We start from the raw sequence: 14,191 nt of genomic DNA on the forward strand, positions 1-14,191 counted from the left end.
CCGGCCGCCCGCAGCCCCCGTCCTCCAGCCCCCAGGAGGACGGGGGCTGCTGGCATGTTCCAGGGCCCGAACCAGCAGAGGCACCGTCACCGCGCGGGAGCGGGTGTGGGAGCGGGTGTGGTGACGGCGGGCTGGCTGCCCGTGTGGGCCGGTGGTCTGCGGTGGAGCACGCTGACGGTGACGGCCGCGGCCGCGGAGACGGCTCCGCCCAGAACCAGTGCGGCACGGGGACCGGCCGCGTGGGCGAGCCATCCGATGCACGGGGCGACCAGGGGTGTGGTGCCGAGTGAGGCCAGCATGTAGAGACTCATCACCCGCCCCCGTATGTCGTCGCTGACGCCGAGCTGGAGCCGGGCCTTGGCGGCGGTCAGGAACACGAGCAGCGCCGTACCCGTCGGGATGAGCATCAGCAGGAAGGCGAGGTGACCGGGCATCAGGCTGCTTGCCACTTCGAGGACGCCGAAGACGGTCGCCGCCGCCGCCATGTGGGCGCCGCTGGGCCGCTGGTAGCGGACGGCGAGCAGGGAGCCGAGCACGGATCCCGCGGCGAGTGCCGCGTTGCCGAGTCCGAAGGCGGCGGCCGGCGCCCGGTAGACGTGCGTGGCCATGAGGGCGGTGGTGATCTGGAAGTTCATGCCGAACGCGGCGACGACCGCGACGAGGACCAGCGTCCGCGCGAGATCGGGGCGGTCGCTGACGTATCGCAGCCCTGCCCGCACCTGACCGGCCGCGCGTGTGGTGGGCGGGCCCGGGTTCAGGGACCGGGGGTTCATGCGGAGCAGGCAGACGATCACTGCCAGGTAGGACAGCGCGTTGGCCACGAACGCGGGTGCCGGGCCGCACACCACGATGAGGGGGCCGGCCAGCGCCGGACCCGCCATGCGAGCGAGGTTGAGGACGGCGCTGTTGAAGGCCAGGGCGCTGACCAGCTGGCCAGGGGCGACGGATTCCGCGATGAAGGCCTGAAGCGCCGGTTTCTCGACGACCATGGTCAGCCCGAACGTCAGGGCCAGGAGGTAGAGGGCGCCCAGACTGACCGTGCCCGTCACCACCAGGGCTGCGGGAGCCAGCGCGATCACGCCCATCACCGCCTGGGTGGCCATCAAGGTCCGCCGCCTCGAATACCGGTCCACGAGGACGCCGCCGTAGGGGCCGAGCACCAGCAGCGGCAGAAACTGCAGGGCCGTGGTGATGCCGAGCACGGTCCCGTCACCGTGCGACAACTCCAGGGCCAGCCAGTCCTGGGCCACCTTCTGCATCCACGTTCCGGTGTTGGAGGCCGTCTGGCCCAGGGCGAAGAGCCGGAAATTGGGGCTCTTCAGCAGGGGCCAGCGCCGCGACGGGCGGGGCGGCAGGGGCAGCGCCCATCTCCTGGCCGGCGAGGCGTCGGTGTTCACCAGGCGGCAGGCACCTTCTGGGCTGCCGCGCCCAGACGGGCCCGGCAGGCCGCCACGACGGCAGGGGTGACGCCCGGCATCACGGCCCGCCAGCCGACATTGGCGTTGACCTCGCACAGGGTGAAGCCGCCGCCCGGCGCGAAGAGCAGATCGACCCCGGCCACCCGCAGGCCCAGCACCTCCGCGGCCCGCACGGCAAGCGCCTCGCCCTGCGGGTAGCGGCCCGTGCAGATGCGCGCGGTCCCGCCCAGCGCCAGGTTGGACCGGAAGTCCCCCTCCGGCGCGGTACGGACCTGCGCCGCCACCGCGCGCCCGTCGACCACGATCACGCGCAGGTCGCGCCCGTACGAATACTCCAGGTACTCCTGGAACAGGTACGGGCCGTCCTGGCTGAGGCTGCCCTGAATGCCTTGGAGCATCGCCCTGTGGGGAGCCAGGAACACCTGCTCGCCGCGGTGGCCCTGCACCGCCTTCACGACGCACGGCTGCGGCGCCCCCGCGGGGATCGCCTCCGCCAGCGGCGCATCGGCGTACGTCCAGGTGTCGGGCACCGGAAGGCCCGCCAGCGCGAGCTGTTGCAGGTGCCAGAACTTGTTCAGACACGCCAGCACCGCATCGACCGGGTTCAGCAGAACGGTTCCCATCGCCTCCAGGTGCCGCAGCAGTGTGATCTCGCGGTCCGTGCGCACCGCGGGAGTCCACACCCGCGCATACGCGAGTTTCGGCGGGTCCAGTTCGCACCCGTCCAGGTCGAACAGCGTCAGCCGACCGCCCCGCACGGCCATCAGGAGATCCTTGCTGCACACCACGGCACAGCGGTCACCGAACTCCGAGGAAAACGCCTCCGCGAGACGGCCCGTCAGTTCCCGCCCCTTCAGGCCCGTCCCCAGTACGAACCAGAAATCGGCCGCACGTCCCCCCAGACACCCACCACCGGTCGACTCGACATCCGCCATGGACACACAACTCCCCTCACCCACCAGGTACGCGGACTCAGTCCGGGCCGCTGTGGCGCGGCCGGGGCTGCCTCAGGAGTGCCCTTCGTACGCGGCGCTTGGGCCCGGAGAGGGCGGATCTCTCCGATCCGCTTACCGGACTGAACGTACACACTGATTGGCATTCCATAGCGCCAATAACTCCCGCTTTGCGGCATATGGGTGAGTACCCCTTTCCTGTACCACCGGCCGTTCGGGGGACGCCGGGGTCAGTCGTCACCCCCTGTCTCGGCGCTCAGGACATTTGTCCTGCGGGAGTCGGGATTCTTCGCTCTGCCGCGGGGCCCCTGCTGGACGGGAGTATCAGTGGTGTCGGCAAGGGGCCGGCGGCACTGGGAAAAGGGTGAGGGGAACGCCATGAGCGCCACGGTTGCGATGGAGATGCCGGTTCAGGTCGAGGCCCAGGGGGCTGCCGCCGAGGGTGTTGTGCTCAAGGGGCTGCCGAACTGGTACTTCCCGCTGGTGGGTCTCTTCGCCGGGATCTTCGACATCGCCCGTGCTTACCCGATCCTGTACGCGCTGATCCCGGTCGTGGCGATCGTCCAGATCGTGCTGGCGTTCACGGTTCTTCGGGCCCGGATCCGGTACATGAAGTCGCTGTGGAAGAACAAGCGGACCCGGTTCCTGGCGCTCGGTCTGCTGGTGGTCCGGTTCGTCATCCGGTACGGGCTGGGTGTCGCCGGGCTCGCGCTGGGTGCGGCTGCCGGGCAGCTCACGCTGGGCATCGTGATGGCGGTCATCGGTACGGCGATGGCCTGGGGTGACCAGTGGCTGATCCTGCGCACCCTCAAGCACGCCCAGGCCGCCCAGCTCAAGACCGCCTGACCCCGCCCGGGGTTACTTCCCCGGCGCCACGATTCCCCGGTTCTCCAGGAACATCAACACGTGCCCGCACTCACGACAGGCCAGCGACGTCAGGTAGGTCTTGCTGGCGAACATCTTGTCCGGCCGATAGAACTTCGCCGAGACGGGGGCCGCGTTGGACGCGTACAGCTCGACGGTCTCAAGCCCCCCGCCGCACAAAGGACATGACTCCGGGGGCACGGGGGAAAGCTGCGGTATCGCCATGCCGGGATCTTACGTACGACCCCGCTCAGGACGCCTTGACCGTGCTCACGAACTGCGTCCACGCGGCGACACCCACCACGAGTACTGGCCCGCCCGGGTTCTTGCTGTCCCGGACTGGGACTACCGTCCCGAAGCCGTCCGCCACCTCGACGCAGCTCCCGCCGTCCGCGTTGCTGTACGACGACTTGCGCCAGGCTCCGTCGGCCACCTCGACGCAGTCGCCGCCCTCCGCGTTGCTGCACGAGGACTTACGCCACGCGCCCTCCGCCACCTCGACGCAGTCGCCGCCGTCCGCGTTGCTGTAGGACGACTTCCGCCAGCGGGCGGTGGCCAGAGTGCGCGATATCTTCATGCTGCGTAGTCCTCCATCGCCGCCCGGATCATTTCGAGGGATGCCTTCGGCGGCAGTGCGGCGGCCCTGCCCAAATCGTAGGTCTTGAGGTAACTCGCCACCAGGGCCGGACTGTCCAACAGCTGCCCTGAGTAAGCGGATTCGGTGTACACGACGGGCGGCGCATCAGTGAACGACATGACGGCGAACATGCCGTGCATGAGCGGGTGGGCTCCTGCCGACAGCGGCATCACCTATACCAGTACGCGATGGTGCTCGATCAGCTCGACGATGTGGGCCAGTTGGGCTCGCATCACCTGCGTGCCGCCAACGGCCGCACGCAGCACCACCTCATGGACGATGAACCACACCTCTGGTGTCTCTGGCCCGTCCAGCAGCTGAGCTCGTTCCTGCCGCGCGATGACGCTCTTCTCAATCGACTCCTCGCTCGTGAACGGCCGGGACGCGCGGATCAGGGCGCGGGTGTAATCCGGGGTCTGGAGCAACCCAGGCACGATCATCGGGGCGTACGCGCAGATGGACGAGGCCATCGCCTCAAGCTCCGCCGCCAAGCGGAAATACTCCGCATGCTGCGAAGCCTGCTCCATCGCGACGCACATCCGGGTCAGGATCCCGTCCGTATTCAGCGCCGCGTCCAGCAGCTTGGCCATTTCCCTCGTCGGGCGCCGGGTTGCCGACTCCATCAGGCCGATGTACGTGCCCGAGCAGAAGACCAGCGCCCCCAGCTCCTCCTGGGACAGCCCCGCCTCCTCGCGTTTGCGGCGCAGCTCGGTGCCGTAGAAGGCGCGGGGTGAGTCCCACGGGTTGAGGTCCTTGGGTCGCATGGGCAACTCCCTTGTGCCACACCGGTGTTGGATGGATCAGGCGTACCGTCCATCGAGGGTAGCTGCGTACGGTCACCTCACGCGCACAGAACGTGAAATCACCCGTACGGCCCCAGCCGGTGCGGCAAACCATTAGATATGCGGCATTGCGGCTACTTTCCTCAGTTATGGGAGTTTCGAGTTCTGCCAAGCGGATGCTGGTCGGACGGCCGCTGGACACCAGTCGGCTCGGTGAGACGCTGCTGCCCAAGCGGCTCGCGCTGCCGATCTTCTGTAGCGACCCGCTCTCCTCGGTCGCGTACGCCACCGAGGAGATCCTGCTGATCCTCGCGCTCGGCGGAGCCACCCTGCTGCACCTCACCTGGTACGCGGCGGCGGCCATCATCTTTCTGCTGGTGGTCGTGGTGGCCTCGTACCGGCAGACCTGTTACGCCTATCCGGGTGGTGGTGGCGCCTACATCGTCAGTGCCGAGAACCTCGGGCCCACCGCCGCGCTCACCGCGGCAAGCGCGCTGCTCGTCGACTACGTGCTCACCGTCGCCGTGTCCGTGGTCTCCGGTGTTGCTGCCATTACGTCGGCCATCCCCTCGCTCGCCGATCACCAAGTCGCCCTGTCCGTCACGTTCGTGGTGATCCTCACCGTCATGAATCTGCGCGGGGTGCGGGAGTCGGGGCGGGTGTTCGCGATTCCCACGTACGGCTTCGTGTTCGTGATCTACGTGATGTTCGCGTTCGCCGCCGTGCGGCTCGCCACCGGCACCACCATCCGCGCCGAGTCCGCTGCGCTGCCCATCCACGCGGCCGGGACGTACGCCGGGATCGCCGTCGTGCTGCTCGCCATGCGGGCCTTCGCCTCCGGGTGTACGGCCCTGACGGGCGTGGAGGCGATCAGCAACGGCGTACCCGCGTTTCAGAAGCCGAAGAGCCGCAACGCCGCCAACACCCTCGCCGCGATGGGCCTGTTGTCGGTCACCATGTTCGCCGGGATCACCGCGCTCGCCATGGTCTACAAGGTCCATGTGGCCGCTGATCCAACGGAGTTGGGGCTGCCGGCCGGGACTGCCATGTCCACCGCGCTCGCGCAGATCGCGCGGGCCACGTTCGGGCACGTGGACATCATGTTCTACCTGGTGCAGGCCTTCACCGCGGGCGTGCTGATCCTCGCCGCGAACACCGCGTTCAACGGGTTCCCGATGCTCGCCTCGATCCTGGCCCGCGACCGGTACGCGCCGCGCCAGCTCTACAACCGGGGCGACCGGCTCGTCTACTCCAACGGTGTCGTGCTGCTCGCGCTCGCCGCGATCGCGCTGATCGTGGCGTTCGACGCGGAGCTGTCCCGGCTGATCCAGCTGTACATCATCGGCGTCTTCGTCTCGTTCACGCTGTCGCAGGCCGGCATGGTCAAGCACTGGCGCAAGGAGCTCGCGACCCCGCAGGGTCAGGAGAACCGGCGGCACATCCACCGCTCGCTCGCCATCAACTCGGTCGGCGCGACCATGACCGCGATCGTCCTCGTCATCGTGCTGATCACCAAGTTCACGCACGGGGCGTGGCTCGTCATCATCGCGATGCCGCTCCTGTTCGTCGGGATGAAGGGCGTACGGCGCCACTACGACCAGGTGGCCCGGGAGGTCGCCGTCGCGCCGGACGCCAAGCCGCGCAGGCCGTCCCGTCACCACGCGTTCGTCCTCGTCTCCAGCGTGCACGCACCCACCCTGAAGGCGATCGGCTTCGCCCAGGCGCTGCGGCCCGACACCCTGACCGCGCTCACGGCCGCCGCCGACGAGGACGCGGTCAAGCTGCGCGAACAGTGGGCCACGCACGACCTGGGCGTACCGCTGAAGATCATCAACTCGCCGTACCGGGAGGTCGTCGGGCCGGTCCTCGCCCATGTGAAGGAGACGGCGGACTCGGATCCGGGCGCGATGGTGTCGGTGGTCATCCCCGAGTACATCGTGGGCCACTGGTGGGAGCAGCCGCTGCACAACCAGAACGCGCTGCGGCTGAAGGCCCGGCTGCTGTTCATGCCGGGGGTGACCGTGATCGACGTGCCGTACCGGTTGCACTCGGCGCGGAAGGACGAGCCGGTCAAGCAGTGAATCCGTAGTGCTCCCGTAGTACTGGGGAGCCACCCCGTAGCACTCGGGAGCTACCCGCGAAGTGGGCTCTCCAGCGCGACGCCGATGACATCGTCCGATTCATAACTTCCTTACCGACAGCAGTGATTCATCGCTGCACCTCATCGGTACGGAAGGGTCCCTCATGGCGTCGCCCCGCTCTCCGCACGGTCGGCAACCGCACGGCAGGCATCCCCGTGCCGGCCGGATGCGCCGGACCCTGGTCGCACTGCTCGTCGCCGCGTCGGTGGCGGTGCCGCTGTCGGGTGCGGCCCGGCCGGCCGCGGTGCCCGCCCCCGCTCCGGCCGCGCTCGCCCCGCTGACGGTGGCCGGTCTCGACGCCCGGTACGCGGCCAACCGCGGCAACATCCTGGCCGCCGAGAAGATGGCCGAGGACTCCGGAAACCGGCGCAGGGCTCGGGCGCTGGACGACATGGCAGGCCCCGGCCGTACCTTCCTCTCCTTCGACGGGCGCGACGGCGGGCGCACGGCAGAGGTCTTCGGCGACCTGGCCCACGCCGAGCGGATCGCGGTCCTGGTCCCGGGCTCGGACACCAACCTCGACCTGTACGCGCGGCTCGGGGACGGCGCGCTGGCCCTGTCGAAGCAGCTCGGCCCGGGCGCGGCGGTCATCGCCTGGATGGGGTACGAGACCCCGGCGACGGTGAGCCCCGAGATCCTCACGCCGGGGCGGGCGGGTGACGCCGCACCTCAACTAGCCTCATTTGCAAGGGAGTTGAGGTCGTCCAAGCCTTCAGCCCGTACCACTCTCCTCTGCCACTCCTACGGCTCGGTGGTCTGCGCCAAGGCCGCGTCGGGCGTGGATGTCGCCGACATCGTCCTGTACGGGAGCCCCGGTACGGGCTTCGACACGGCGGCCGCCCTGCACACCCGGGCCACGGTGTGGGCGGGCCGGGGCGGGGCCGACTGGATCGGCGACGTGCCGCACGCCAGCCTCCAACTCCCGTTCGTGACGCTCGGGTTCGGCACCGACCCCGTCTCCCGCCACTTCGGGGCCCGCCTCTTCGACGCGGGGCCCGGTGGCCACAGCGACTACCTGAAACCCGGCTCCGTACCGCTGAAGAACATCGCCCGGATCGTGAACGGCCAGCCGCCGGTCGGCCAGCCGCCGGTCGGCCAGCCGCCGGTCGGCCAGCCGCCGGTCGGGCCGACCCGGATCGGCCAGACCCCGATCGGACCGTCATCGCAGGAGGATCGCCATGCGTGAACTCATCCAGCGCATCGAGGAGGCGACCCCGGCCGACCGCGACCGTGCCGTGGACGCGCTGCGCGCCTTCGCCATCCTCGGGGTGGTGCTCGGCCACTGGCTGGTCACCGCGCTCGTCTTCGACAGCGGGACGGTGCACGGCGCGAGCCCGCTCCAGCACATGCCCCAACTGGCGCCCATATCCTGGGCGTTCCAGACACTGGCCGTCTTCTTCCTGGTGGGCGGGCAGGTCGCGACGAAGAGTTACGCGTCCGCCCGCGCCCGGGGCACGACGTACGGGCAGTGGCTGAGAGCGCGGCTCGGCAGGCTGTTCCGGCCGGTGGCGGCGGTGCTCGTGGTGTGGCTGGTCGCGGCGGGCGGGATGCTCGCGTCGGGCGTGGGGCTCGACACGCTGCACACCCTGTTCAAGCTGGTCCTGTCGCCGCTGTGGTTCCTGCTCGTCTTCGCGGCCCTGACGGCGGCGACGCCGCTGGTGTCCCGGGTGCATCCGCTGTGGCCGCTCGCGGTCGTCCTGTACGTGGACGTGTACCGCTTCGGGAGCGGCGGGGCGCAGTGGACGGGGTGGCTCAACCTGCCGGCGGGGTGGCTGGTGCCGTACTGCCTGGGGGCGCTGTGGGCCCGGCGGGGTGTGGGCACGTCGCTGCGTGCGACGGGGTGGGTGCTGCTGGTCGGGGGCTCTGCGGTCACGGTGCTGCTCGTGCTGTTCGCGGGGTATCCCGCCTCGATGGTCGGGGTGCCGGGGGCCGCGATATCCAACCTGAACCCGCCGACGCTGGCCGCCGTGACGTTCGGGCTCGCGCAGTGCGGCGCGGCGCTGCTGCTGCTCGGCCCGCTGCGCAGGGCGCTGCGGCGGCCGACGCTGTGGGCGGCGGTGGCGCTGGTGAACCTGTCCGCGATGACGATTTTCCTGTGGCACCAGACGTCGATGATCGCGGTCACGTGCCTGGGTCTGCTCGCGGGCGGCGACCTGCCCGGGCTGCACACCGTGCCCGACGGCAGCGCCTGGGTGCTGGCCCGGCTGGCCTGGCTTCCGGTGTTCGCGGTGATGCTGGTGGTGTGCTGGGTGACGTTCCGCGCGTACGAACAACCGAGGCGCGGGCGCGGGGGGTCGAGGGTGGTGCGCGAAGGGCGTCCCGCTCGGACCGGGGAGATGGGGCGTGCCTAGGGTGAGCTTCGTGAAGACGGGGGAAGTCGAACGCGGGCGGGGCGTGCGACGGGTGATGGCAGCCGGGCTGCGGGCGGTGCCGCGCGCCCTGCGCGAGGACCTGATTCCGGTCTCGGAGTCGTCGCCGCCCCGGTCGCAGCCGGACTGGATGATGTGGCGGCCCGCGCTCATGGTTCCGCAGCTGTTCGGCGCGGTGTTCGCGGTCGCCGCCGGCGCCGACCAGTATGCCCACCGCTTCCACCTGGGGGTGGAGACGGGTGTGGTGCTGGCCGGGATCCAGGCCGGGGCACTGATCCTGGCGCTCTACCGGCCGCTGGCGGCCTGGTGGGCGGCGACCACCGTCATGCTCGTGGCCGCTCTGTGGGCGGAGTCCCGGGTCGACCTGGACGCCGTGTATCCGTGGAGCGGGCCCGGGATCGCGGTCCAGACCGCGGTACTCCTCTTCGTCGCGCTGCGACACCGGCCCCGGGTCGCGGTCGAGACGCTGGCGATCAGCCTGGGTACGGGCATGCTCTGCTCGGTCCTCCACACCCGGCCGCACAGCTCGACGAGCGCCGGGCTCGCGCTCGTGTTCTTCTCGATCGCCGTCGTGGTCGGGGCGGCGCTGCGCGGCCGCCGGGTGGCCCGTACGCAGCTCGTCGTACAGGAGGAGATCACCGCGGAGGAGCGGGCCCGGCGCACGCTGCTTGAGGAGCGCAACCGGATCGCCCGCGAGCTGCACGATGTGGTGGCCCACCACATGTCGGTCATCTCCATCCAGGCGCAGGTTGCCCCACACCTTGTGGAGAACCCGTCGGACGAGCTGAAGGAGAACCTGGCGGGGATACGGCAGAACGCGGTCGAGGCGCTCACCGAGCTGCGGCGGGTGCTGGGCGTACTGCGCTCCGAGGATCCGGCGGCGGAGGGTGCCCGCCATGCCCCTCAGCCGTCGCTCGATCGTCTTGATGAGCTGGTGGCGAACGTGCGGGGGGCGGGGGTGTCGGTGACCGCCGATGTGGTGGGTACGCCGCGCGGGCTCTCGCCCGGGGTTGAACTGTCCGCCTTCCGCATTGTGCAGGAGGCGCTGAGCAATGCGATGCGGCATGCGCCGGGGGCGGCGGTGCGGGTGCTGATCGCGTACCACCGGTCGGGCTTGGTCGTACGGGTCACCAACACCGCGCCGGACCGCCCGGTCGCCCCGTCGCCCGGAGCGGGGCACGGGTTGCTGGGGATGCGGGAGCGGACTGCGATGCTGGGGGGCGAGCTTGCCGCGGGGGCAACGCCGGACGGGGGGTACGAAGTGAGCGCGAGGCTTCCGCTGGAGGGCAGGCCGTGACGATCCGGGTGCTGATAGCAGACGACCAGATGATGGTCCGTCAGGGATTCACGGTGCTGCTCAACGCGGAGCCGGACATCGAGGTGGTGGGGCAGGCGGTCAACGGCCTCGAAGCGGTGGCGCTCGCGGCCGAACTCGCCCCCGACGTTGTCCTGATGGACATCCGCATGCCGGAACTGGGGGGTATCGAGGCGACCCGTCGCGTTACGGGGGAGGCCGGGTCGCAGGTGAAGGTGCTTGTTCTCACCACCTTCGACCTCGACGAGTACGTGTACGAGGCGCTGCGCGCGGGGGCGTCGGGGTTCTTGCTGAAGGATGCCTCCGCCGATGAACTCGCCCATGCGGTACGGGTGGTGGCGTCCGGGGACGCCCTGCTCGCCCCGAACATCACCAAGCGCCTGATCGCGGAGTTCTCGCGGCTGACGGAGGCGCCGCGGGCTCCGCTGAAGGAGCGGGTGGGTGTCTTGACGGAGCGCGAGACGGAGGTGCTGTCCCTGATCGCGCAGGGCCTGTCCAACGCGGAGATCGCGGCGGGGCTGGTGCTGGCTGAGCAGACGGTGAAGACGCATGTCAGCCGGGTGCTGGTGAAGCTGGGGTTGCGGGACCGTACGCAGGCGGCGGTGTACGCGTACGAGTCCCGCCTGGTAACCCCGAGCTGACCAACCCCCTGGGGGTTCGCCCCAGACCCCGGGGGTTTGCCCACCCGCCCACCCGTGACGGGGGTGGGAAGGTTCAGCCCTGGGGCTGCGCCCCAGACCCCTGCGGGGACTTCGTCCCCTGCACCCCTCTCGGGGGCTCCGCCCCCGGGCCCCCGTTCGCGCCTTGAGGGCGCTCGTCCTCAAACGCCGGACAGGCTGAAGATGCCGATGCGGGCCAGGGGTGATCCTGCTAGGGGCGCGGGGAACTGCGCGAGCAACCACGCAGGGTCCGCAGCCGAACCACCCCCCCCCGGAGGGTTTCGGGAAGGGGTGGGGTGGGGCGGGGTGCCCCAGGGGGCAGCCCCTACAACCACCCGTACCGCCGCGCATACCACCCCTTCACCACCTGCGTAAGCGTGCAGTACGCCAGCAGCACCCCCACCAGCCACGGGAAGTAGCTCATCGGTACCGGTACGAAGCCCAGCGTCGGGGCCAGTGGGGAGAAGGGGAGGTACAGGCCCGTCGCCACGGCCAGGATCGTCATCACCATCACCGGCCACGTCGCCCGGGACTGGATGAAGGGGATCTTACGAGTACGGATCATGTGGACTATCAGGGTCTGCGACAGCAGGCCCTCGATGAACCAACCCGACTGGAACAGTGCCTGGTTGGATTCGGAATTCGCTCCGAAGACGTTCCACATGATCACGAACATGGCTATGTCGAAGATCGAGCTGATGGGCCCGATCGTCACCATGTAGCGCCCGATCCCCTTCGCGTCCCAGTTGCGCGGCTTGCGCAGGTACTCCTCGTCCATGCGGTCCCACGGCGTGGCCAGCTGGGCGATGTCGTACACCAGGTTCTGGACCAGGAGCATGATCGCGAGCATCGGCTGGAAGGGGATGAAGGCGGAGGCGACCAGGACCGAGAAGACGTTGCCGAAGTTCGACGACGCCGTCATCTTGACGTACTTGATCGTGTTGCCGAAGGTGGTGCGGCCCTGCACCACGCCCTGCTCAAGGACCGTGAGGTCCTTCTCAAGCAGGATGATGTCCACCGACTCCTTGGCGATGTCGACGGCTGTGTCGACGGAGATGCCGACGTCCGCGTCCCGCAGCGCCGCCGCGTCGTTGATGCCGTCCCCGAGGAAGCCGACCGTGTGCCCGTCGGCCTGCAGAGCCCGTACGATGCGGGCCTTCTGCACCGGGTTGATCTTCGCGAACACCGTGGTGTGCGCGGCCAGTCGGCGCAGGGCCGCGTCGTTCAGGGCGTCCACCTCCGGGCCCGTCACGACCGCGGCGACCTCGATGCCGACGTCCGCGCAGACCCGGGCCGCGACCAGCTCGTTGTCACCGGTGACGACCTTCACCGCGATGCCCTTGTCCGCGAGGCCGCGCAGCGCCGCGGCCGCGTCCGCCTTCGGCGGGTCGAGGAAGGCGAGGAAGCCGACGAGGGTGAGGCCGGACTCGTCCGCGACGGTGTACGTGTCGCGCGCGGTCGGCATCGTGCGGGTGGCGACGGCCAGGACCCTGAGCCCCTGGCGGTTGTTGTCCTCGGCGGTGCGGGTGACATGCCACCGGAGCTGGTCGGTGAGCTCCACGCGCTCGCCGCGGTCCATCATGTGCGTGCACAGGGCGACGACTTCCTCTACCGCGCCCTTGGTGATGAGTACGTGATCCGCTCGGCCCGCGCCGCCGAGCAGGCCGTTGCGATTGAGGACGACGGACATCCGGCGCCGGGCGAAGTCGAAGGGGATCTCGTCGACCATCGAGAACCGTGCGTCGACGACAACCTCCTCGGCCTCGCCGACGCGGTCGATGACCGCCTGGTCCATGAGGTTGCGCAGGCCGGTCTGGAAGTGGGCGTTCAAGTACCCGTACTCCAGAACCTCGTTGTCCGCCGCGCCGTGCACGTCGAGGTAGCGGTCGAGGACGATGCGGTCCTCGGTGAGGGTGCCCGTCTTGTCGGTGCACAGGACGTCCATCGCACCCAGGTTCTGGATCGCGTTGAGCCGCTTGACGACGACCTTCTTCTTCGCCATCGCGACGGCGCCGCGCGCGAGGTTCGCCGAGACGACCATCGGCAGCATCTCGGGCGTGAGCCCGACCGCGACGGCGATGGCGAACAGGAACGCCTCGTCCCAGTCGCCCTTCGTGAACCCGTTGATCGCGAACACGACGGGGACCATCACCAGCATGAAGCGGATGAGCAGGAAGCTGACGTTGCGGACCCCGTGGTCGAAGTTGGTCTGCGGCCGCTCCCCGACGAGCGAGCCCGCCATCGACCCGAAGTAGGTGTCCGCGCCGGTGGCGACCACAACTCCCGTCGCCGCACCGGACGTTACGGACGTGCCCATGAGGCAGAGGTTCCCCGCCTCGACGGGGTCGGCCCCCGGGGCGCTCCGGTTGTCCTCCCCGGGGCGTACGTCCGTCTTGGCCACCGGCAGCGACTCGCCCGACAGGGCGGCCTGACTGACCATCAGGTCCTTGGCGGTGACGAGCCGCAGGTCCGCCGGGATCAGGTCGCCGGCCCCGAGCTTGACCATGTCACCCGGGACGACCTGGTCCATCGGGATCTCGACGGTGGTCGTCAGCGCGCCGCGACCGGCCCGGCGCTGAACGGCGGTGGTCGTGGTGACGAGCTTCTTCAGCGCGTCGGCGGCCCGCCCGGAGCGGAACTCCTGCCAGAACCGCAGCAGCCCGCTGATGGCCACCATCACGGACAGGATGATCACGCCGGGGTCGGCCGGGTCCTGCCAGTACATGACGGCGGCGAGGAAGACGAGTACGGCGATGAACGGGTTCGCGTACGCCCTGGCGAGCTGCGCGTACCAGCGCGGGGCGCGCTCCTGGGCGACGACGTTGAGCCCGTGCCGCTCCTGGCGGTCGAGCACCTCGGCCTGGCAGAGCCCGTCGCGGTCGACGCCGTACTCCTTGAGGACCTGCGCGGTGGGCTGCGCGGCGATGGCGCCGAGCCGCTCGCCGACGGTGCGGGTGCGGGCCTCCAGCTCGGCGGCCCGCCGCTCGCGACGCCCGCGCCGGCCCGGCGGTGCGAGCTTCTCGGGGGTGGGGGTAGGGGTGAGCATGGTCATG

11 protein-coding genes and 1 pseudogene are annotated in these 14,191 nt (G+C 69.9%); 6 read left to right on the plus strand and 6 right to left on the minus strand.

The features are described 5' to 3' along the window. Positions 1-86: 86 nt before the first annotated feature. Both OHA17_RS20885 and OHA17_RS20890 read right to left on the minus strand, forming a co-directional pair. Positions 87-1,397, minus strand: a complete 1,311-nt coding sequence (locus OHA17_RS20885) for an MFS transporter (RefSeq protein ID WP_406507851.1) — start codon at positions 1,395-1,397, stop codon at positions 87-89. Next, a complete protein-coding gene (locus OHA17_RS20890) occupies positions 1,394-2,353 on the minus strand; it encodes a RimK family alpha-L-glutamate ligase (RefSeq protein WP_406507852.1) in 960 nt (319 codons plus the stop codon). The genes OHA17_RS20885 and OHA17_RS20890 overlap by 4 nt, the downstream gene beginning before the upstream one ends. 396 nt (positions 2,354-2,749) lie before the next feature. Between OHA17_RS20890 and OHA17_RS20895 the strand changes: the two genes are divergently transcribed. After that, on the plus strand, positions 2,750-3,217 hold the full coding sequence (locus OHA17_RS20895; protein ID WP_406507853.1) for a hypothetical protein: 468 nt from the start codon (positions 2,750-2,752) through the stop codon (positions 3,215-3,217). 12 nt (positions 3,218-3,229) lie between these two features. Here OHA17_RS20895 and OHA17_RS20900 read toward each other — a convergent pair whose 3' ends face one another. The 3 genes and pseudogenes from OHA17_RS20900 to OHA17_RS20910 form a co-directional block, all read right to left on the minus strand. Beyond that, the gene (locus OHA17_RS20900; protein ID WP_406507854.1) at positions 3,230-3,460 is read right to left on the minus strand and encodes a hypothetical protein; all 231 of its coding nucleotides are present in this window, start codon (positions 3,458-3,460) and stop codon (positions 3,230-3,232) included. A gap of 25 nt (positions 3,461-3,485) precedes the next feature. Beyond that, positions 3,486-3,812 carry a DUF397 domain-containing protein gene (locus OHA17_RS20905; RefSeq protein WP_406507855.1) on the minus strand — a complete coding sequence of 109 codons (327 nt, stop codon included), beginning with the start codon at positions 3,810-3,812 and terminating at the stop codon, positions 3,486-3,488. Further along, positions 3,809-4,636, minus strand: a pseudogene (locus OHA17_RS20910) (Scr1 family TA system antitoxin-like transcriptional regulator). The gene OHA17_RS20905 and the pseudogene OHA17_RS20910 overlap by 4 nt, the downstream one beginning before the upstream one ends. Positions 4,637-4,803: 167 nt before the next feature. On the opposite strand from OHA17_RS20910, the gene OHA17_RS20915 reads away from it, so the two are divergent. The 5 genes from OHA17_RS20915 to OHA17_RS20935 all read left to right on the plus strand — a co-directional run bounded on the left by OHA17_RS20915 (position 4,804) and on the right by OHA17_RS20935 (position 11,120). Next, positions 4,804-6,735, plus strand: a complete 1,932-nt coding sequence (locus OHA17_RS20915; RefSeq protein ID WP_406507856.1) for an APC family permease — start codon at positions 4,804-4,806, stop codon at positions 6,733-6,735. A gap of 226 nt (positions 6,736-6,961) precedes the next feature. Next, a complete protein-coding gene (locus OHA17_RS20920; protein ID WP_406507857.1) occupies positions 6,962-7,981 on the plus strand; it encodes an alpha/beta hydrolase in 1,020 nt (339 codons plus the stop codon). Further along, on the plus strand, positions 7,974-9,146 hold the full coding sequence (locus OHA17_RS20925; protein ID WP_406507858.1) for an acyltransferase: 1,173 nt from the start codon (positions 7,974-7,976) through the stop codon (positions 9,144-9,146). Before OHA17_RS20920 ends, OHA17_RS20925 begins: the two co-directional genes overlap by 8 nt. Positions 9,147-9,156: 10 nt before the next feature. Then, entirely contained in the window at positions 9,157-10,461 is a 1,305-nt protein-coding gene (locus tag OHA17_RS20930; protein WP_406507859.1) for a sensor histidine kinase, read from the plus strand. 29 nt (positions 10,462-10,490) lie between these two features. Next, positions 10,491-11,120: a response regulator gene (locus OHA17_RS20935; protein ID WP_406510773.1), complete on the plus strand. Its 630-nt coding sequence runs from the start codon at positions 10,491-10,493 to the stop codon at positions 11,118-11,120. Positions 11,121-11,463: 343 nt separating this feature from the next. Here the strand turns inward: OHA17_RS20935 and mgtA are convergent, their stop codons facing one another. Further along, positions 11,464-14,190, minus strand: a complete 2,727-nt coding sequence (mgtA, locus tag OHA17_RS20940) for a magnesium-translocating P-type ATPase (RefSeq protein ID WP_406507860.1) — start codon at positions 14,188-14,190, stop codon at positions 11,464-11,466. Position 14,191: the final 1 nt, after the last annotated feature.

Origin of the sequence: Streptomyces sp. NBC_00212, assembly GCF_045206365.1 — a bacterium.
GTDB lineage: Bacteria > Actinomycetota > Actinomycetes > Streptomycetales > Streptomycetaceae > Streptomyces.

Bases quoted from the DNA above. Each gene is read 5' to 3' on its own strand.
- OHA17_RS20895 (WP_406507853.1), top strand. From the start codon at position 2,750: ATGAGCGCCACGGTTGCGATGGAGATGCCGGTTCAGGTCGAGGCCCAG.
- OHA17_RS20890 (WP_406507852.1), bottom strand. From the start codon at position 2,353: ATGGCGGATGTCGAGTCGACCGGTGGTGGGTGTCTGGGGGGACGTGCG.
- OHA17_RS20935 (WP_406510773.1), top strand. From the start codon at position 10,491: ATGATGGTCCGTCAGGGATTCACGGTGCTGCTCAACGCGGAGCCGGAC.
- OHA17_RS20920 (WP_406507857.1), top strand. From the start codon at position 6,962: ATGCGCCGGACCCTGGTCGCACTGCTCGTCGCCGCGTCGGTGGCGGTG.
- OHA17_RS20900 (WP_406507854.1), bottom strand. From the start codon at position 3,460: ATGGCGATACCGCAGCTTTCCCCCGTGCCCCCGGAGTCATGTCCTTTG.
- OHA17_RS20915 (WP_406507856.1), top strand. From the start codon at position 4,804: ATGGGAGTTTCGAGTTCTGCCAAGCGGATGCTGGTCGGACGGCCGCTG.
- OHA17_RS20905 (WP_406507855.1), bottom strand. From the start codon at position 3,812: ATGAAGATATCGCGCACTCTGGCCACCGCCCGCTGGCGGAAGTCGTCC.
- OHA17_RS20925 (WP_406507858.1), top strand. From the start codon at position 7,974: ATGCGTGAACTCATCCAGCGCATCGAGGAGGCGACCCCGGCCGACCGC.
- mgtA (WP_406507860.1), bottom strand. From the start codon at position 14,190: ATGACCATGCTCACCCCTACCCCCACCCCCGAGAAGCTCGCACCGCCG.